At 40.9% G+C, this 18,908-nt stretch carries 16 protein-coding genes, 1 tRNA gene and 1 rRNA gene; 12 read left to right on the top strand and 6 right to left on the bottom strand.

Features of this window, described 5'->3' with window-relative positions; translation table 11 throughout:
- Window positions 1–57: 57 nt before the first annotated feature.
- The 10 genes from J7E81_RS18665 to J7E81_RS18710 all read left to right on the top strand — a co-directional run bounded on the left by J7E81_RS18665 (window position 58) and on the right by J7E81_RS18710 (window position 11,853).
- Window positions 58–3,333: a winged helix-turn-helix domain-containing protein gene (locus tag J7E81_RS18665; protein ID WP_215044765.1), complete on the top strand. Its 3,276-nt coding sequence runs from the start codon at window positions 58–60 to the stop codon at window positions 3,331–3,333.
- 146 nt (window positions 3,334–3,479) lie between these two features.
- Window positions 3,480–4,664, top strand: a complete 1,185-nt coding sequence (locus tag J7E81_RS18670; protein ID WP_215044829.1) for a substrate-binding domain-containing protein — start codon at window positions 3,480–3,482, stop codon at window positions 4,662–4,664.
- 86 nt (window positions 4,665–4,750) lie between these two features.
- Window positions 4,751–5,524, top strand: coding sequence for an ABC transporter ATP-binding protein (locus tag J7E81_RS18675; protein ID WP_215044767.1), 774 nt, complete (start codon window positions 4,751–4,753; stop codon window positions 5,522–5,524).
- Window positions 5,502–6,209, top strand: coding sequence for an ABC transporter ATP-binding protein (locus J7E81_RS18680; RefSeq protein ID WP_215044769.1), 708 nt, complete (start codon window positions 5,502–5,504; stop codon window positions 6,207–6,209). Before J7E81_RS18675 ends, J7E81_RS18680 begins: the two co-directional genes overlap by 23 nt.
- A gap of 18 nt (window positions 6,210–6,227) precedes the next feature.
- Window positions 6,228–7,097, top strand: coding sequence for a branched-chain amino acid ABC transporter permease (locus J7E81_RS18685; RefSeq protein WP_215044771.1), 870 nt, complete (start codon window positions 6,228–6,230; stop codon window positions 7,095–7,097).
- Window positions 7,098–7,117: 20 nt separating this feature from the next.
- On the top strand, window positions 7,118–8,092 hold the full coding sequence (locus J7E81_RS18690) for a branched-chain amino acid ABC transporter permease (protein WP_215044831.1): 975 nt from the start codon (window positions 7,118–7,120) through the stop codon (window positions 8,090–8,092).
- Between the two features lie 12 nt (window positions 8,093–8,104).
- Window positions 8,105–8,290, top strand: a complete 186-nt coding sequence (locus J7E81_RS18695; protein ID WP_215044773.1) for a hypothetical protein — start codon at window positions 8,105–8,107, stop codon at window positions 8,288–8,290.
- Window positions 8,291–8,301: 11 nt separating this feature from the next.
- Window positions 8,302–9,312, top strand: a complete 1,011-nt coding sequence (locus J7E81_RS18700; protein ID WP_215044775.1) for a 3-oxoacyl-ACP synthase — start codon at window positions 8,302–8,304, stop codon at window positions 9,310–9,312.
- Window positions 9,312–10,208 carry an intracellular short-chain-length polyhydroxyalkanoate depolymerase gene (gene phaZ / locus J7E81_RS18705; protein WP_215044777.1) on the top strand — a complete coding sequence of 299 codons (897 nt, stop codon included), beginning with the start codon at window positions 9,312–9,314 and terminating at the stop codon, window positions 10,206–10,208. The genes J7E81_RS18700 and phaZ overlap by 1 nt, the downstream gene beginning before the upstream one ends.
- 145 nt (window positions 10,209–10,353) lie before the next feature.
- Entirely contained in the window at window positions 10,354–11,853 is a 1,500-nt protein-coding gene (locus J7E81_RS18710; RefSeq protein WP_215044778.1) for an acyl-CoA synthetase, read from the top strand.
- A gap of 62 nt (window positions 11,854–11,915) precedes the next feature.
- On the opposite strand, the gene J7E81_RS18715 is transcribed toward J7E81_RS18710, so the two are convergent.
- Window positions 11,916–12,800 carry a selenium metabolism-associated LysR family transcriptional regulator gene (locus J7E81_RS18715; protein ID WP_215044780.1) on the bottom strand — a complete coding sequence of 295 codons (885 nt, stop codon included), beginning with the start codon at window positions 12,798–12,800 and terminating at the stop codon, window positions 11,916–11,918.
- Between the two features lie 353 nt (window positions 12,801–13,153).
- Window positions 13,154–13,726 carry an RBBP9/YdeN family alpha/beta hydrolase gene (locus J7E81_RS18720; RefSeq protein ID WP_215044782.1) on the bottom strand — a complete coding sequence of 191 codons (573 nt, stop codon included), beginning with the start codon at window positions 13,724–13,726 and terminating at the stop codon, window positions 13,154–13,156.
- Window positions 13,727–13,910: 184 nt separating this feature from the next.
- Between J7E81_RS18720 and J7E81_RS18725 the strand changes: the two genes are divergently transcribed.
- Entirely contained in the window at window positions 13,911–15,323 is a 1,413-nt protein-coding gene (locus tag J7E81_RS18725; protein ID WP_215044784.1) for a DEAD/DEAH box helicase, read from the top strand.
- A gap of 42 nt (window positions 15,324–15,365) precedes the next feature.
- Here the strand turns inward: J7E81_RS18725 and J7E81_RS18730 are convergent, their stop codons facing one another.
- The 4 genes from J7E81_RS18730 to J7E81_RS18745 all read right to left on the bottom strand — a co-directional run bounded on the left by J7E81_RS18730 (window position 15,366) and on the right by J7E81_RS18745 (window position 18,244).
- Window positions 15,366–16,898 (bottom strand): solute symporter family protein, encoded by a 1,533-nt coding sequence (locus J7E81_RS18730; protein WP_215044786.1) that lies wholly within the window; start codon window positions 16,896–16,898, stop codon window positions 15,366–15,368.
- A complete protein-coding gene (locus tag J7E81_RS18735) occupies window positions 16,895–17,242 on the bottom strand; it encodes a DUF485 domain-containing protein (protein ID WP_215044788.1) in 348 nt (115 codons plus the stop codon). Before J7E81_RS18735 ends, J7E81_RS18730 begins: the two co-directional genes overlap by 4 nt.
- A gap of 156 nt (window positions 17,243–17,398) precedes the next feature.
- Window positions 17,399–17,471, bottom strand: a tRNA-Ala gene (locus J7E81_RS18740).
- Window positions 17,472–17,548: 77 nt separating this feature from the next.
- A complete protein-coding gene (locus J7E81_RS18745) occupies window positions 17,549–18,244 on the bottom strand; it encodes an MgtC/SapB family protein (protein ID WP_215044790.1) in 696 nt (231 codons plus the stop codon).
- A 392-nt stretch (window positions 18,245–18,636) separates the two neighbouring features.
- Between J7E81_RS18745 and J7E81_RS18750 the strand changes: the two genes are divergently transcribed.
- Window positions 18,637–18,908, top strand: a 16S ribosomal RNA gene (locus tag J7E81_RS18750); the annotation flags it as partial.

The following is an 18,908-nucleotide window of genomic DNA, read 5'->3' on the forward strand; positions in this document are numbered from 1 at the left end:
TATGGTAAAATAGTGTAAATAGTTTAAATAGTAAGAAAAAAAGAAAGGGGGTCAAAGATGAAGCTGCCGATTATTCAATCAAAGTTAAGTATCCCTGCTGTTAAGGATGATTTTATTAGGAGGGTGCAGCTTACCCGGAAGTTGCAAAAGATTCCGGACTATTCCTTGACTCTCCTTCATTCCGGCGCTGGTTTTGGTAAGAGTACGGCACTTGCCCTATTTTTGAGGGATGAAAGGCTTCCAGGATGCTGGTACTCCATTTCATCCTTAGATGACGACATCCTAACCTTCCTATCCTATCTCATTCAAACGATCCGACAGGAAGCTCCATCTTTTGGAACAACGTTATCAGTCTATATGGACAAAATGAATCATTATATTCGTGAAGAGGAACTAAGCAATTTAAGTTCCCTTTTTATTAACGAAATAATCGAGTGGAAGACCGAGATTACACTTGTCTTGGATGATTTCCACAAAATTGAACATTCTTATACAATTAATAGTTGGATGGAAAAACTGATCGAGCATATTCCAGCTAATTTACATATGGTTATTTCGAGCCGCAGCCGTCCCAATTGGAGGGTACTAACCAAAATGAAGGTGTGCGGCCAGTTACTTGAAATAACAAGGGACGATTTAGTTTTAACGATGGAAGAAATGGAATTATTGTTGACGGACCTTTATGGATTAGAGATGGAGGCAGAGTATCTGCAGTCCATTTATGAAATAACAGAGGGCTGGATCATTGCCCTTTGCATGATTGCCACACAAATACCATTACAAAACGACAAACCTAAGCTTTTTAAACATTCCTCTCAATCCCTCCAAGATTTTTTTCAGTATTTAGTTATGGAAGTCTTTTCGAAACAGCCGCCTATGATTCAACAATTTCTCGAGCAAACTTCCATCTTTGAGGAAATAGAGGAAGAAATTTGTGATGCAGTGATTGGAATTAACGGATCCGCAAGTTTACTAGAGCAGCTGAAAGACCGCAATTTATTTATCCAAAAGATTGGGCGAACCCAATATCGTTACCATGCCTTATTTAAAGAATTCCTTGAAGATATTTTTCAAAAAAATAATCTAACTGCTTATATGGGTCTTCATGAACGCTGCGCCCGTTATTATGAGCGTAAACAACAATGGGAGAAAGCGCTTCATCACTATAAAAAAATGAATCACCACAAGGCAATCTGCTCCATTTTACAAGAAAATGGTCTGAGGATGCTCGAAAGTGGAAAATTGGAAAGCTTGTACGATCAATTAATCCTCCTATCAGAAGCAGAAATGGAGCTTTATTATTTTCTCTATTATTTAAAAGCGGAAATTCATCGCTATCGTTCACAATACCAAGAGGCCCAGGAATGTTACGATAAGGCGTTTGCTGGTGCGGAAAAAACACAAGACCATCTGGGAATGAGCTTAGCGTTAGAAGGCAAAGCAAAGATATTCTTGGATACGATCCAACCACAGCGGGCAGAAAAACTTTTATATGAGGCGATTTTTCATCGAGAAAAAACGTTAGGCGCTGATGCTGAAAAAGGGGAATTATATCAATTGTTATCGGAGAATTTACTAAACTCTGGAAAGGCATCTGAGGCGGAGAACTGGATTCAAAAAGCTAAGGAAGCAAAACAATCTCATCCTGATGGGAACGTAGAAGCGAGATTATACTTAAGAACGGGCCGTTTTGAGGCTGCAAAGAAGGTTCTTTTCCTGAAAAAAGATGAATTAAAGGAGTCAACCATCCATACACTGCCGCAATCTCACCGTGAAACCGATTTATTACTCGCTTTAATCGAAGCCTTTATGGGAGAAGGTTTAAAAGCAAAGGCACTTGCCCAAGCAGGGATTCAGCAGGGAATCAGCTATAAGTCCCCTTATGTAGAAGCATGCGGCTGGATTCGCATGGGTCATGCCGTACAAATATTGAATAAGTATGATTCGAGTTTAGCAGAGAGCTGCTATCAAACCGCATTAGAAATCATGGAACAAATCCATGTGAATCGAGGGAAAGCAGAACCGCTTATGGGCTTGTGTATTTTATATGGGACAAGGGGAGAATTGGAACGAGCACTAGAGGCCGGCAAGAAAGCCCTGATGGAGACTGAAAAAGTACATGATGCGTGGCTTTCATCTCTTATAACACTTGGTATGGGAATTACCTGCCTATATAATGAGCGGGTTTCTAAGGGACATAATTTTTTAGTTAGAGCTGATGCCCTCTTTGGTCAGTGTGAGGATGGCTATGGACAAATGGTAGGGAAGTTTTGGCTTGCCTACGTTTATTACCTTGAAAAACAGCAAGGTTTGTTTAAAGAAACAATAGATGCGTTTTTAAATTTGGTCCAGATTCACGAATATGAGTTCTTTTTTCACAAAAGGACGGTATTTGGCCCACGAGATCTGCAAATTTTTGTGCCATTGTTGATTGAATGTTTGCGAGAAAAGATTCAGCCATCCTATGTCAAAAAGATCCTTCAGGATATGGGAATAACTGCTCATGATTCACATCCAGGCTATTCCATCAGAGTTCAAACCTTGGGGCACTTCAAGTTATGGCTTGGTGAAAAGGAAGTGGTCGACAAAGATTGGCAAAGAGAAAAGGCGAAGGAGCTTTTCCAATTATTGATTACCGTGAGTGAATTCATGGCTAAGGATGAAATTATTGCACTCCTTTGGCCTAATCAGGAGAAAAAAAGCGCAGACCGCGATTTTAAGGTGGCTCTGAATTGCCTCCATAATGTGCTTGAACCCCACCGTAAGGCCCGTGCAGCTCCCTTTTTCATCATTAGAGAAGGGATGTTTTATGGATTAAATCCGGATGCAGTCATTGAAATGGATAATACTCCATTTAAAGAATTAATTGAAGCCGGACTTGAAGAAACCAGACCGGATCAGGCTATTCCGCTTCTTGAAAGAGGATTATCCTTTTATCATGGTGACTATCTTCCCGACCGACGTTATGAAGATTGGTGTATTAGTAAAAGAGAGAGCATGGCCGTATATTTTTTACGGGGTGCGGAGAAAATGGCGCAGTTAATGGTGCGATCTGAAAAATATGATGCAGCAATCAATTGGTGTGAAAAAATTTTGGAACGGGACAGAACTTGGGAAGAGGCCTACCGCTTATTAATGTATTGTTATTATCGGAAAAATAACCGCCCGCAAGCGATGAAATGGTATCAAAGATGTAAGAAGGTTCTCGAGGAAGAACTCGGTGTCACACCATTGGAACCAACCAAGCACATGTATCAAATGATCATAGAATCCGAAAGTATCTTAAATTCGATGGACAGCCTTAAGATTAGGGCTGATTTTGCGTCCAACTAGGGCGCTTCCGCTTTTCTTGTAACTCTGCTGTAACTAGGCTTTTCTATCATAAAGTTAAAGCTTAACAAGTGTTGAACACATATTAAGGGGGAAAAAGAGTGAAGGGGTATCAGGTGAAATGGGGATTAATAGGCTTACTTATTTTTATGATGATCTTCGCGAGTGCTTGCAGCACGGACAAATCATCATCAGAATCAAAGGGGGGCACCAACACAGATAAAAAGGAACCGATTAAAATTGGCGTCCTTGCCTCCAAAACAGGCGCTCTTGAAGCATATGGAAAACAAACATTAAGAGGTTTTGAGCTTGGCCTTGATTATGCCACAAATGGTAAACGCGAAGTGGCCGGCCGAAAGATTGAGTTTATTGTCGAAGATACAGAAACAAAGCCGGAAGTCGCTGTTCAAAAAGCTACCAAGCTATTAGAAGAAGATAATGTCGACTTTTTAGTCGGATCATCCAGCTCCGCCGATACGTTAGCGGTTTTACCACTTGCAGAAGAATACCAAAAAGTAATGGTCGTTGAACCGGCTGCTGCGGATAGTATTACAGGTTCAGAATTTAATAAATATATTTTCCATTCCGCTCGTAACTCCTCCCAAGACGCGGTTGCTGGTGCAGCGGCAATTGCTAAAAAGGGAGTAAAGATTGCCACCCTGGCACCAGATTATTCGTTTGGCCGTGATGGCGTGGCAGCGTTTAAAGAAGCAGCGAAAAAGCTTGGAGCTGAAATTGTAAAAGAAGAATATGCAGATCCTGCCGCTACAGACTTTACTTCCAATATTCAAAAAATCATTGATGCTAAGCCTGATTATTTATTTGTTGTCTGGGCCGGAGCAAACTCTCCTTGGAAGCAGCTTTCAGACATGAAGGTCCAAGAAAAAGGCATAAAGATTTCAACTGGTGCACCAGATATTGCTGCCCTCTCCACAATGGAGCCGCTGATTGGGATGGAAGGCTTTACCGTTTACTACCATGACCTGCCAAAAAACAAAATTAACGACTGGCTTGTTGCTGAACATAAAAAGCGGTTTAACGGTGATGTGCCTGATTTATTTACGCCTGGCGGCATGAGTGCTGCGATTTCTATTGTCGAAGCATTAAAGAAGACCAATGGAAATGCTGACTCTGACAAATTAATTAGTACCATGGAAGGGATGAGCTTTGAGACACCAAAAGGGAAAATGACCTACCGAAAAGAAGACCACCAGGCTCTGCAATCGTTGTATGCCATTAAACTGGAAAAGAAAGATGGTGTTCCATATCCAGTGCCAGTTCTGATTCGAGAACTAACTCCTGAGGAAACAGCTCCCCCAATCCGAAACAAGTAGATTTTAAAAACAGGAGGGTTCGACCGGTCCATAATGGAGGTCGCCCTCTTCCTTTTTTAACGATAAGTAATCAGGGCGGTGAAAACATGTCAACCCTTATTGAAACAAGAGATTTATCAATTAGCTTTGGCGGTCATACAGCCGTAGATGCTGTCAGCATTGCCGTCCCCGAAAAACATTTTATGTCGATCATTGGGCCAAACGGGGCCGGAAAAACGACCTTTTTTAATCTTCTCAGCGGCCAATTAACTCCCACAAACGGAAAAATCTATTATCGAGGAAAAGATATTACCAAATTCTCCCCGACAATCCGGACGCGGACAGGGATTGGCCGCTCCTTTCAAATTACCAATGTTTTTCCGAATCTAACCGTACTGGAAAATGTTAGGCTGGCTGTTCAATCACAAGCAGGAGTTCGGTACCAAATGCTGTTTCATCATAAAAAATATCGGGTGTTTGAAGAGAAGGCGTTGGAATGGCTGAAGCTCGTCCTCTTAGATGATAAAAAGAATTCACTTGCCATCAACCTGGCCCATGGAGAGAAACGGAAGCTTGAAATTGCCATGCTGCTGGCACTGGAAACAGAGGTTCTCTTACTCGATGAACCCACAGCCGGCATGTCGTTAGAGGAAGTGCCTGCTATTTTAGAAGTAATCAAAAGAATAAAAAATGAAGGCAGCCGGACCATACTCCTTATCGAACACAAAATGGATATGATCTTAGATTTATCGGATTCCGTTATGGTGTTGTTTAACGGAGGGCTGCTTGCAGACGGCACTCCTGAAGAAATTATGAAAAATGAAACGGTTCAGTCTGCTTATTTAGGAGGTTATTTGGATGAACGACCTGTTGAAGCTTGATCAAGTCGAAACACATATTGGTCAATATCATATTCTCCAAGGAATCTCCTTCGAGGTAAAGAAAGGGGAAGTTACGGTTCTGCTTGGAAGAAATGGGGCGGGAAAGACAACGACTTTGCGAACGATTATGGGGTTAAATCCTGCATCAAAAGGCAGCGTTACCTTTAAGGGAGAACAAATACAAGCCTTGCCAACCTATACGATTGCTAAAAAGGGGATCGGCTATGTCCCGGAAGATCAGGGAATCTTTGCGGGTCTAACGGTAGAAGAAAATATGAAAGTGGCGATTCAAAAGGAAAATGAGGAAACAGCGAAACGCATGGATTGGATTCTAGAATTGTTTCCGGACCTAAAGAAGTTTTGGAATAAACCCGGCGGCTATTTAAGCGGCGGACAGAAACAAATGTTATCGATTGCCAGAGCTTATGTAAATGAGAATGAATTGTTGTTAATTGATGAGCCAAGCAAGGGCTTGGCACCCATTGTTGTGGAGAAAGTAATGGAGTCGATTTTACAAATGAAGAATCAAACAACCATCGTCTTAGTGGAGCAGAATTTTATGATGGCGAGCACCATTGGTGACCATTTTTACATTATTGATGATGGGCGGACCGTTAGTTCTGGCACGATGAAGCAATTAAAAGAAGATGAAGAGATGAAACGTAAATATTTAGGCATCGCTTAGAAAGGAGGGACCGGTCAAATGGACTTAATCATCAATTTAACCTTAAATGGCCTGGCAACGGGAATGTTGATCTTTTTGCTTGCAGCGGGGTTAACGCTAATTTTCGGTTTGATGGATGTGTTGAATTTTGCCCATGGCGGGCTGTTTGCCTGGGGGGCTTACAGCGGACTGTGGGTTTATCAGCAAACGGGCAGTTTTATCATTGGCATTGCCGGGGCCATCATTACCGGCTGTCTACTTGGCATCATCACCGAGAAATGGATCATTAAACCCGTTTACGGAAATCATGTGCAGCAAATTTTAATTACCCTTGGTCTGATGCTTGTTTTATCAGAAATGTTAAAGGTAATTTGGGGACCCAATCAACTAACGGCTTCACCCCCTGACTATTTAAAAGGCAGCTGGGAACTGGGCGGGGTCATTGTGATTAAATATAGGATTTTTATTATTTTAGTCGGCTTGTTTATTTTTGCTGCCGTACAATATATTTTGAAGAAGACAAAGATTGGTCTTGTTGTCCGGGCTGGTGTAATGAATAAAGAAATGGTTCAAGCACTCGGGATTAATATTCAAAAAGTCTTTATGTTTGTGTTTATGATTGGTGCAGGTATGGCGGCCCTTGGCGGTGTCCTGCTCGGACCCTATTCGGGTGTGATCCATGCTGGAATGGGAATGGAATTTGCCATTTTAGCGTTTATTGTCGTTGTGATTGGAGGCATGGGTAATTTTAAGGGTTCCGTCTTAGCAGCTATTTTAGTAGGATTATCCGGATCATTCATGGCTTACTATGTCCCGGATTTATCATTGGCAGTCAATATGCTTCTAATGGCAGTCGTATTAATTATTCGGCCGCAGGGATTATTTGGTGCGGGAGGGGTGAGGAATTGAGATTGATCCAAGGAAATAAAATGACCATTTTTGTTTTAGTCATCGCCGCCTTTCTAATCCTTCTGCCATTTGTTTATGAGTCTAGAAATCTATTCATCTTATTAACACAAATATTTGTCTTTGCTATTTTTGCGATGAGTTATGATTTGTTAATCGGTTTTACTGGGATTGTTTCGTTTGGTCATGCGATGTTTTTTGGGATTGGCGCCTATTCAATGGGGATTTTTATGAAAAAATTTGAACCGACGATTCCTTACTTTCTCCTAGCGGTTTTGTCGACGATTGTTCTTACCGGATTGGTAAGCTTTATTGTCGGTCTGTTGACTCTCCGTCTAAAAAGTCATTTCTATGCGATGTTAACCTTATCGCTTTCGGGGCTGTTTTTAGTGCTGGCGGAAAAATGGCGGTCGATGACATTTGGAAACGACGGATTTACCTTCCGCGTTCCCGAATTGCTGATTGACCGGACTCATTTTTATTGGCTCAGCCTTTGCCTCATGGTGGCCATATTTTTATTCTTAAAACGGTTCACCAATTCTCCGCTTGGCCGGGTGCTCCAAGCGATCAGGGAAAACGAACAGCGAACCGAATCACTCGGGTTTCAAGTGCTGCATTATAAAATTGCGGCCAGTGTCGTTTCCGGGGTGATCGCTGGGATTGCGGGGATTTTATATGCCATTTCGCTAAGATATGTGAATACTAGTGTGTTTTCAATGGATATTACATTAGACGCATTGTTAATGACGATTATTGGCGGGGTTGGAACATTAGTCGGGGCCATCATTGGAGCGGGGTTAATTGAATTTGCTCATGACTGGCTGACGGAGCTTGCCAAGGAGCATGTCATCTTTGAGCGCTGGATTATTTTCTTCGGGATTATTTATATTTTAGTGGTAATGTTTTTTCCAAAAGGAATTGTCGGGACGTTACGCACCTATACGTGGAAACGAAAAAAACAGACTGCTGTAAAAAGTAAAGAAAAAGTGGCAGGATAGAGGGAGGAACTAATGGAGAGTAATCAGATTGCTTCCTTCGTCGTCCGGTTTCAATTAGCATTGTTTGAAAAAGACACTGGAAAAAAACTTTGGAGAATTAAAGTGACACATGTCCAACAGGATCGGGAGACATTATTTGAAAGTATGGAGGAAGCGATGGAATATATGAAGAAAATGGCGGAACAAGCGAAAGTTTAGGAGGTGCAGCAATGACTATTGGAATTCTTAGTACAGGAATCTATCTGCCGGAGGATTATGTGACGGGTAAACAGATTGCCCAAATGGCAGGTATCCCTGAACATATTGTTGAAGAAAAAATGGGTATAAAGAAAAAATATGTACCAGGAGCACAGGACCACACCTGTGAAATGGGGATTATTGCGGCTAAACGAGCAATAGCTAAGGCAGGGATAGATCCCCTGGATATTGACCTTGTGATTTATATCGGTGAGGAGCATAAGGAATATCCGCTTTGGACAGCCGGAATCAAGCTTCAGCAGGAGGTTGGGGCCCTAAATGCTTGGGCATTTGATACCGCATTAAGATGCGGTACGACCGTAATGGCCTTAAAATTGGCCAAAAGTCTGATGATTTCGGACCAGGGAATCCAGACCGTCTTGCTTGCAGGCGGTTATCGTAATGGTGACTTTATAGATTATCAGAATCCTAGGACCCGATTTATGTATAATCTGGGTGCCGGCGGTGGAGCTATTCTTTTAAAAAAGGATCAAAGTGAAAATCTATTGTTAGAAACAGATTTGATGACGGATGGTTCTTTTTCCGAGGATGTCGTCGTTGTAGCAGGAGGAACAAAGACCCCGATTACGAAGGAGGCGCTTGAACAGCGGCTAAATAGGCTCGATGTTCTCGATCCAGAGGGAATGAAGACTCGTCTCGAACAAAAGTCAATGGCTAACTTTTTGAAAGTGATTAAGGAATCTGTCCGGAAAAGCGGTTATCGGGTGAGTGATATTGCTTATTTAGCCATTCTTCACATGAAAAAGTCAGCCCATGAATATGTTTTAAAAGAGCTGGGGTTGTCTCCAGCGCAATCTATTTATCTCGAAAATTATGGGCATATCGGTCAAATTGATCAGATTTTGTCATTGGAGCTAGCGCTTAAGGATGGGAAAGTAAAGGATGGAGATCTTGTTGTGCTGGTAAGTGCTGGAATCGGATATGCCTGGGGAGCGACGACGATTAAATGGGGGAAAGGGTGATGGAAGTGGTAAACGTCACAATGAAGGAAGTTCATTTATCGAATGGAGAGACACTTGCCTATAGAGAAAGAGAGGGCGGAGAACAAAAGGTATTGCTGATACATGGAAATATGACCTCTTCAAAGCATTGGGATTTAGTTTATGAAAATATGGATGCCAAATATAAGCTGTATGCCGTCGATTTACGAGGCTTCGGACAGTCAACCTATAACCATCTAATCACGTCAATTAAAGACTTTTCGGATGATGTCAGGCTATTCGTTGATGCGATAGGGTTAAAGGACTTTGCTATTGTAGGCTGGTCAACGGGAGGGGCAGTGGCCATGCAATTTGCTGCTGATTACCCGGGTTATTGTAACAAGCTGATTTTATTAGCGTCCGAATCAACAAGAGGCTATCCTTTTGAGGGTAAAATACAAGAAAATGATGTACCGCGCCGGTTTGTTTTACATGAAGAGATTAAAAAGGATGTGACCAAAACCATTCCAGTGCAGACCGCTTATGATACGAATAATACGGAATTATTGAGGTTAATCTGGAATGCGGTGATTTATACCCATAAGCAGCCGTCTCCAGAACTTTATGAGGAGTATCTGCAGGATATGAGAACGCAGCGGAACCTAGCAGAAGTGCATCATTCCAATAATACGTTTAATATCAGCCATCATCACAACGGGCTTGTTGAAGGCAATGGGAAAGTGGATGAGATTAATGTCCCTGTCCTGGTATTGCGGGGAGAACGGGATTATGTGGTAACAGCGGAAATGACTAATGAAATTCTAGAGGATTTAGGTAGTAAGGCAAGGTTTATCGAATTAAAGAATTGCGGGCATTCTCCGTTGGTAGATGATTTACCACAGTTATTATCAGCCATAACACAATTTTTGGATGAATAGCCTGAGAAAGTGTTCTTTCATGTTACGACCTTATTAGGGTCGTTTTTTTATGCATTTGTTTATAATCTCCATTCTGTAACTCCGATGTAACCAAAAACCGTTAAAATAGAGCTATCTTAGTTAGTGGAGAAGGAGCGATTGTTCGGTGAGCTGGGAAATGGATTGGCTGGAGCATAGAGCAAGAATAACCCCTAGTAAGAAGGCCATTATTGAGGAAGAAAGTATCAAGACTTGGACTTATGCACAACTAAATAATCGTGCATGTGCGGCCGCAAACTGGCTGTATGCCCGGGGAATACGAAAAGGCGATCGGATCGCCTTGTTATCCCCTAATCATATTAGCTATTTCGACTTATTGTTTGCCTGCGCCAAAATCGGCGCGATTTTGGTACCGTTGAATTGGCGTTTATCCCCGCATGAATTAAGGGAAATATTAGCGGATTGTACACCGGTTTTAATTGGGATCCATCAAACTTTCGAAACACTTGGTCCGCAATTAATAAGCGATGGTCTAAGCTCCTTTTTAGTAGGAGAATCGAGCTATGAAAAACTAGTCTCTTATTCCATCCATACAGTTTCAACAGCGCCAATATCCGAAACAGACCCACTGGCGATGATCTATACGGGCGGAACGACCGGTAAACCAAAAGGTGTCGTGTTAAGTCATCAAGCCATCTTCTGGAATGCTCTTAACACCATTATCAGCTGGGGTTTATCCATGGAGGATACAACGATTAACTATTTACCGATGTTTCATACGGGAGGCTTAAATGCTTTAAGCATTCCCATTTTGATGGGTGGAGGAACCGTTGTTATTGGAGATCATTTTTCTGGGGAGAAAGCCGTCAAATCTCTGCAACAGTATCGATGTACGATTGTCCTCCTCGTCCCAACCATGTATCAGACGATGATCCAAACGAGAGAGTTCGAAGAGAGCACATTTCCTGATATGAAAGTCTTTTTATCGGGGGCAGCCCCCTGTCCGCTCCAAATTTATGAAGCTTTTTACAAAAAAGGTTTAGCCTTTAAAGAAGGGTACGGGCTGACGGAAGCCGGACCGAATAATTTTTATATTAGCCCTGAGGATGCAAAAATGAAGCGTGGTTCTGTCGGGAAACCGATGTTATTTAATTCAATCAAATTGTTAAAATCGGATGGTTCTGAGACAATGGCTAACGAAGTTGGAGAAATCCTAATTCGCGGCAAACATTCTTTTTCATGTTATTGGAATCAAGAAACCGCTACCCAAGAAACCATGAAAGAGGGGTGGATTCATACCGGTGATTTAGCCAAACAGGATGAGGATGGTTATTTTTATATTGTCGGACGGAAAAAGGATATGATCATTACTGGAGGAGAAAATGTGTATCCACTCGAAATAGAACAGTGGCTTACTGCACATCCTGCGATTAATGAAGCAGCTATCATTGGACTGCCTGATGACAAATGGGGTGAGATTGTTACAGCCTTCATTTCTTTACTAAAACCTTTTACATTAGAAGACGAAGAATTAAAAAATTATTGTGAGCCGAAATTGGGCCGTTATAAGATTCCTAAACAATTTATTCGTTTAGAGGAACTGCCTAAAACCCACGTTGGCAAAATCGATAAGAAGAAATTAAAAGAAATAGGAATGAAAGGATAAAAGGGGAGAACAAATTCGTTCTCCCTTGCTTTATTTTTGTAGTAGATGCAAATGTATCAAGCCTAAATTAATTCAGCTGCAGTTTCAATAAATAATTTAGAAACAATCGATTGGGTTTTGTTAATGTTATAAACAAGGTAAAAATATCGTTCGTCGTCAAAATTCTGGATGTTATACATCTTTAGCATATTATGGCGGGAATATTCCCGCGCCGCTACTTCTGAAATGATGGAGATACCGACATTTTCAATCACTAGCTGGATTAAGCTCTGCCCGTCTTCAATATAGGAAACGATATTTAACTCGTCCTTGGTAATTTTATTTTTTTTCAAAAATCTTTCTAATAAAGCATTCGTTCCTGAATCCGAGTTCCGCATGATAAACGGGTATGGTAAGATTTCTTTTATGTTTACTGGTTCCGTTAAGCTTATTTCGTTAGAGGCAGCGAGAACGAGTTTTTCCTTTAATAAGGGAATATAGCGCAACTTATCATTTTCAAATTTCTGACCTAGCACCCCCATGTCTACTGAACCATTTAGAACCTTTTCGGCAACATGTTTTGAGGAAGACTGGTTGATATGAAAGATAACCTCAGGGTATTGCTCTCTAAATTGTTTAATCATCCTTGGAACCATAAACTGCCCTGGAACCGAACTTGCTGCGATTCGAATCATTCCTCGAAGTGTGGTCATACCTTCCTTTAAATCAAGTAATGCCTGATCTTTAATAAGTAAAAGCTGGAGGGCCCAATGATACAATCGTTCCCCGTGTGGTGTAAGGATACTTTCCCGTCCTACTCGGTCGAATAATCTCACTCCCAGCATTTTCTCGAGTCCTTGTATATGGGAACTGACCGTTGATTGACTTAAGAAGATATCCTCCGCAGCTTTTGAAAAACTTTTATGCTCAACAACCTTTGTAAATACATAGAGTTGGTGCAAGTCCATTACATCTTCTCCTTAATCGATAGAATAGATGGCTGATAATAGATGATTTAGATAATTAATAGCTTATCATATATACACAATTAAGAGTAAATCTGGTCTTATTATTTTGGCTGTGTTAATCTTGAATGTTGATTTTGATTTCCGCTCCAGGCGGCTTCGCTTTCCGAGGGCGTGCAGGGGAGCCTCCTCGGCGCACTTGCGCCTGTGGGGTCTCCCCTGCCCCGTACTCCCGCAGGAGTCTTCGCCGCCTTCCGCTCCAATCAACATGCTTAAAATCAACAATAATAACCTTTAACACAGCCATTAGTTTAAAGTGTAAAAAAAGAAGCGATGGTTGAACATCACTTCTTACGTTAATTTAGAATTGGTATTTTGTTTGTTAGAGACAGATCAAGGATTGACGGCCACTTTCCATAACCAGATGCTGGATTAATATGACCAGCATTGGGTATCACGACCGAAGGATGATCTAGATTTAAATAAATTTTGGTATCCTCAATATTGCAATAGGGATCATTATTGGAATGGACAAACAAGATCTCCTCTGCTGTTCTAGACAAATGGTTACTGTTTAATGGTACTGGAAAAAAGGTTTCTGCTTCCGTAAGTGTGATCGCTGGAGATGGCGGCGCAACGAGAATGACACGCTTAGCTAACTTTTTGTCCTGAGTTGCTGCATAATGAAGCCATAGGAGACAGCCTAAACTATGAGTGATAACGGTAAGTTCTGAATCGGCCGGAACTTTTTGAATAGCGAGATGTAATTCCTCTAACCAGACGTTTAGATTTGGTGAATCAAAAGTTGAAAAGGTGGGATAACTCACTTGATAATTTTTGTTCGTTAAAGTATCTGCCAGCCAGGTTTGCCAATGGTCATGGCCGCTTCCGCCTAACCCATGAATAATAAGAAACTGTTGTTGGTTCATCCAATCCCTCCTGTGGATTTAATATACATTATTCCGATTGATTAAGTTGGTATTATGGATAATTATAAAGTTTTTAAAAAGAAATGGCAACAGCTTTTGTTACAAATAGAGAATGTATAATTGCATTTAACACGATAAACACTCATTATTAGTGAATAGGTAAATTAGAAAGTAGGGGTATTTTTTGTCAGATTTCTTATCGTTAGGTATATCGAATGAACTTGCCGAGCATTTGCGGACTTATGGTGTCGCCGTCCCAACACCGATACAACAACAAGCTATTCCATTTGTAATGAAGGGGGACGATGTGATTGCTCAAGCTCAAACCGGAACAGGTAAAACTTTTGCTTTTATCTTACCCATTATTGAAAAAATAGATCGAAATGCTGCCCATATTCAAGCGCTAATCGTCGCTCCAACAAGGGAGCTGGCCTTACAAATAACGGAAGAAATTGAAAAAATGATTACAGATATTCAAGGTTTAGCTGTTTTAGCAGTCTACGGAGGTCAAGATGTAGACAAACAGTTGAAAAAGTTAAAAAGGAATCCACAAATTGTAGTAGGAACACCTGGACGTCTGTTAGATCATATTCGTAGAGAGACAGTACGGCTGGGTGAAACAGATTTCCTTGTATTAGATGAAGCAGACCAGATGCTCCATATTGGTTTTCTTAACGAGGTAGAGGAAATAATAAGGGAAACACCTGCTACAAGACAAACTATGTTATTCTCAGCTACCATGCCGCCGGAAATTAGAAAATTAGCAGCAAAACATATGCGTAATCCTGAATATATTCAGATTGAAAAAACACAGGGACCCGCAGTTAGTGTGAAACAACTGGGGATCCATACGACCGACAGGGCAAAACAGGGAGCTCTCATTTCTTCAATTGAGACCTATCGCCCGTTTTTAGCCGTTATTTTTTGCCGGACAAAACGAAGGGTTAGTAAATTATATGATGCTCTGAAAGCCCATGGCTTTTCATGTGATGAGTTACATGGTGACTTGTCTCAAGCTAAACGGGAAAGAGTCATGAAACGCTTTAGGGATGCCGAAATCCAATTACTGGTCGCAACCGATGTCGCGGCAAGAGGTCTTGATGTCGAGGGAATCACCCATGTCTTTAACTATGATATCCCGCAAGATGCAGAAAGCTATGTCCATCGGATCGGGCGGACAGGAAGGGCAGGGATGACCGGACTGGCAGTAACATTCTATTCTTCGGATGACCGGTCTGCGCTTGAGCAAATTGAAAAGGAACTTTCGATTACCATCCCAAAACAAAGCGATGGGAATTCAACAAATGAAAAAAGTAGATCTAAAGAGGACACGTCAGAAAGACGGCACACTCGTCCAGCTAAAACACATGGTCATGGAAGAGAAACGCAGAAGAAATTTCGAAAAGACGGTAATAGGGATAAAAACGGAAATGACAGAAGGTCTGAAGGATCAAACAGAAGTGCTCAAAAAGAGGGCACGAAAAGATCTAGTGTGATGAAGGATAGTAGAGGGAAACGGACAAATTTTTCAGCTTCGAGCAAGCCTGATAGAGGAAGCGGAAAACCAACAACAGCTAGAAGCAGCAGGAAACGTTAAAAAAAGGGACTGATTCATTGATCAGTCCCTTTTTGACTTTCCTCAAATACCAATTCCCGTATTGGATTTCACAAGTACTTCCTCAAACTTTTTCACATCTGATTTTTGACTTGAGAAGATCGTTCCTAAATACCCGGCAATAAATCCGAGTGGTATCGAAACAATCCCTGGTGTAGTGTATGGGAAAATAGGATTGCCAACAAAAATAGCTTTTCCGACTTCAGGGCTGAAAACATTTGGACTGATTAAAACTAACCCTACTGCTGAGATGAGACCTACTACCATGGCCCAAATCGCGCCAGTGGTATTAAATCGTTTCCAATAAATCGTGTAAATAATAACCGGCAAGTTTGCACTTGCAGCAACGGCGAATGCAAGTGAAACAAGGAAGGCTACATTAAGGGTTTGTGCGCCTAGAGCGAGAATGATAGAGATGATAGAAACACCTATTGCAGCCCAGCGTGCCATACTGACTTGCTGCTTTTCAGTGGCTTTCCCTTTACGTAAAATTTCATTGTAAAAATCATGGGCGAATGCAGATGCTGCTGTTAAGACAAGTCCTGCTACAACCGCTAAGATTGTTGCGAACGCTACAGCTGAAATAAAAGCAAACATCATATCTCCACCAACGGCTTTTGCTAAAAGCGGAGCGGCCATATTCCCAGCCGGATTTGCCGCAACAATTTGAGAATTCCCAACAAAGGCTGCTGCACCAAAACCGAGGAAGATCGTCATTACATAAAAGATTCCAATAATCCACGTTGCATACACGACCGAAGAACGGGCAGTTTTCGCATCTTTAACGGTAAAGAAACGGACGAGAATATGTGGGAGACCGGCTGTGCCAAGTACTAACCCCATATTGAGAGAGATTGTATCAAGCCCGATTTTGTACTTAACACCAGGATTTAAAAACGATTCTTTTAAAGGTGTAGCCGTTTTCATTTGATTAAACATATCCATGATACTCCAATTAAACTTCGCTAAAACAATAATAGAGATTAAGAAGGTACCGCCCATTAATAGAATGGCCTTAATGATTTGGACCCAGCTCGTTGCATGCATACCGCCAAAAATAACATAAACAGTCATTAAGACCCCAACAATTAAAACGGAAGTAGTATAGTCTAAGCCTAATAATAATTTAATAAGGGCACCTGCTCCGACAAGCTGGGCTATCATATAAAAGATAGAAATGGCAATGGTATTCATAGCGGCAAATCCGCGTATCCTTTTGGCATCAAAGCGGGCTGCAATCATATCTGCAAAAGTATATTTTCCGAGGTTCCTTAGCGGCTCAGCTACCAAATAAAGAACCACCAAATAGGCTACAAGGAAACCGATGCTATAAAAAAACCCGTCGAACCCAGTTAATGCAACTGCTCCGGCAATTCCAAGGAATGATGCAGCTGACATATAATCACCTGCTATGGCCATTCCATTTTGCCACCCTGTTAGTCCTCCCCCTGCTGTATAAAATTCACTAGCATTTTTGGTTTTCTTAGAAGCATAGTAGGTAATAATCAATGTCACGAAAACAATACCAAGAAACATTAGAAAGGCAGGAGTATTCATCCGTTCTTTCCTCCTTCATGGATCACTTTTTCTGCTAATTTGTCGAATTTAGCTGCTTTCTTGGAGTAAAGCATACATAATCCCCATGTCATTACAAATTGAAGGAAAGCAAATACCCATGCCCAAGTAATACTGCCAATAAAGTTATGATTTAAGATGGTTGAATAGGAAGTTAGAATAGGAAGTGCAAAATAAAAGCAAAAGAAGAAAATCGTGATGGGAATGATAAACTTTTTCTTTTCGGAGAGTAATTTTTGAAATGCGGCTGAGTGAAAAATTGTAGTGTAATCGCTTTCAGAATTTTTGTTTGTTTTTTGTGCCTCCAACGGGAAGCCCCCTTTCATATAAAACATGCAAGTAATTAAGGGTAATCTCTATCGATCAAATGTTCCTCTCTCAATAATGACTTTTCTGAAAATTATAATTTAAAAATAGTTATTTTTTACCATTTTTAAATGAGATAAACAAAAAAAACCTTTGCATTTGCAAAGGTTTTAAGATGGAGACTATCGGGATCGAACCGACGACCTCTTGCATGCCATGCAAGCGCTCTCCCAGCTGAGCTAAGCCCCCGTTTATGTGGTACAAGACAAATTATATCTGTATGATATTAATCTTGCAAGAGGAAATTTTATAAATAAGTGATTTTTTTAACTTATGCTTTCAATTTCCACCTTTTGCACCCCATCTAATTCAGACACCACAGCATAAACATCAGTTGTCTTTTCTCGATAATCTACTGCCATTAAAATTTGTACTAAATGGTCTCCGTTATCTAAATCTTTAATTCGCAGCCTGCGGATAATATACTTTCTATTCATTAAAAAGGTAATGGCTGTTTCTATTTGCGTTTGGTCCCTTATAAATAGTTGGAGATTGATTTCCTTTTCCCGTAATTGTTTTGGACCAAATAGTTTCATTAAAAAAGGTACTAATTCAACACTTATAATTAATAGAGCTACACCAACAGAAGCTTCAAGGTAAAAGCCCGCTCCTACTGCAATCCCAATACCTGCCGCTCCCCAAATCATAGCAGCTGTAGTTAAACCTGAGATACTGTCGTTTCCTCTTCTTAATATAACTCCTGCACCTAAAAAACCAATTCCTGAAACGATTTGTGCTGCCAGTCTTAGTGGATCCATGGTAATTCTCACGTCATTTGTGTTTGGAAACATATACGCAGATTGAATGGATACGATTGTTAACAAGCAGCTTACAACAGAAATAACAAGACTTGTTTTCAGACCTACAGGTTTACGTTTAAGTTCCCGTTCAAGGCCAATTATAAGTCCGAATACTGCTGAAATTCCCAGTTTTATCAATATATCAACGTCTGTAGTACTCATCTCATCACTTCCGATACTAAAGTTGTTTGGTGTAGTACTTAATATGATTCTAAACTATTTGTACGAATAAAGGGAAGAACAGAAAGTCAATTGTTTTCATTTTTGATTTGATAATTAAAATTTAAAAAGTTTTAAAATTATATTGCAATCATTTATTTATCATGATATATTAAATCTCGTCCTCAGCGAGAAGGTTCGCAACTAAAAATTAATTCAAAAAAGTTGTTGACATCGAGTTGGAAGATATGATACATTATGAGAGTCGCTTTTGAGCGATACAAAAAATGCAAGTCGATTGTTCTTTGAAAACTAAACAAACAAAAACGTCAACAAACAATAATTTTAGTTTTTTTATGAAACTAAGCCAACGTAACAAAATGAGCTAATCAACTTTCATGGAGAGTTTGATCCTGGCTCAGGACGAACGCTGGCGGCGTGCCTAATACATGCAAGTCGAGCGAATCAATAGGAGCTTGCTCCTGTTGGTTAGCGGCGGACGGGTGAGTAACACGTGGGCAACCTGCCTGTAAGACTGGGATAACACCGGGAAACCGGTGCTAATACCGGATAATCCTTTTCCTCTCATGAGGAAAAGCTGAAAGTCGGTTTCGGCTGACACTTACAGATGGGCCCGCGGCGCATTAGCTAGTTGGTGAGGTAACGG

This window comes from Bacillus sp. ISL-18, assembly GCF_018613415.1.
Lineage (GTDB): Bacteria > Bacillota > Bacilli > Bacillales > Cytobacillaceae > Neobacillus.

What these genes read in the sequence shown, in the direction of transcription:
- J7E81_RS18665 (WP_215044765.1), top strand. Translation starts at nt 58, where the DNA reads ATGAAGCTGCCGATTATTCAATCAAAGTTAAGTATCCCTGCTGTTAAG.
- J7E81_RS18670 (WP_215044829.1), top strand. Translation starts at nt 3,480, where the DNA reads ATGATGATCTTCGCGAGTGCTTGCAGCACGGACAAATCATCATCAGAA.
- J7E81_RS18675 (WP_215044767.1), top strand. Translation starts at nt 4,751, where the DNA reads ATGTCAACCCTTATTGAAACAAGAGATTTATCAATTAGCTTTGGCGGT.
- J7E81_RS18680 (WP_215044769.1), top strand. Translation starts at nt 5,502, where the DNA reads ATGAACGACCTGTTGAAGCTTGATCAAGTCGAAACACATATTGGTCAA.
- J7E81_RS18685 (WP_215044771.1), top strand. Translation starts at nt 6,228, where the DNA reads ATGGACTTAATCATCAATTTAACCTTAAATGGCCTGGCAACGGGAATG.
- J7E81_RS18690 (WP_215044831.1), top strand. Translation starts at nt 7,118, where the DNA reads ATGACCATTTTTGTTTTAGTCATCGCCGCCTTTCTAATCCTTCTGCCA.
- J7E81_RS18695 (WP_215044773.1), top strand. Translation starts at nt 8,105, where the DNA reads ATGGAGAGTAATCAGATTGCTTCCTTCGTCGTCCGGTTTCAATTAGCA.
- J7E81_RS18700 (WP_215044775.1), top strand. Translation starts at nt 8,302, where the DNA reads ATGACTATTGGAATTCTTAGTACAGGAATCTATCTGCCGGAGGATTAT.
- phaZ (WP_215044777.1), top strand. Translation starts at nt 9,312, where the DNA reads ATGGAAGTGGTAAACGTCACAATGAAGGAAGTTCATTTATCGAATGGA.
- J7E81_RS18715 (WP_215044780.1), bottom strand. Translation starts at nt 12,800, where the DNA reads ATGGACTTGCACCAACTCTATGTATTTACAAAGGTTGTTGAGCATAAA.
- J7E81_RS18720 (WP_215044782.1), bottom strand. Translation starts at nt 13,726, where the DNA reads ATGAACCAACAACAGTTTCTTATTATTCATGGGTTAGGCGGAAGCGGC.
- J7E81_RS18730 (WP_215044786.1), bottom strand. Translation starts at nt 16,898, where the DNA reads ATGAATACTCCTGCCTTTCTAATGTTTCTTGGTATTGTTTTCGTGACA.
- J7E81_RS18735 (WP_215044788.1), bottom strand. Translation starts at nt 17,242, where the DNA reads ATGAAAGGGGGCTTCCCGTTGGAGGCACAAAAAACAAACAAAAATTCT.
- J7E81_RS18745 (WP_215044790.1), bottom strand. Translation starts at nt 18,244, where the DNA reads ATGAGTACTACAGACGTTGATATATTGATAAAACTGGGAATTTCAGCA.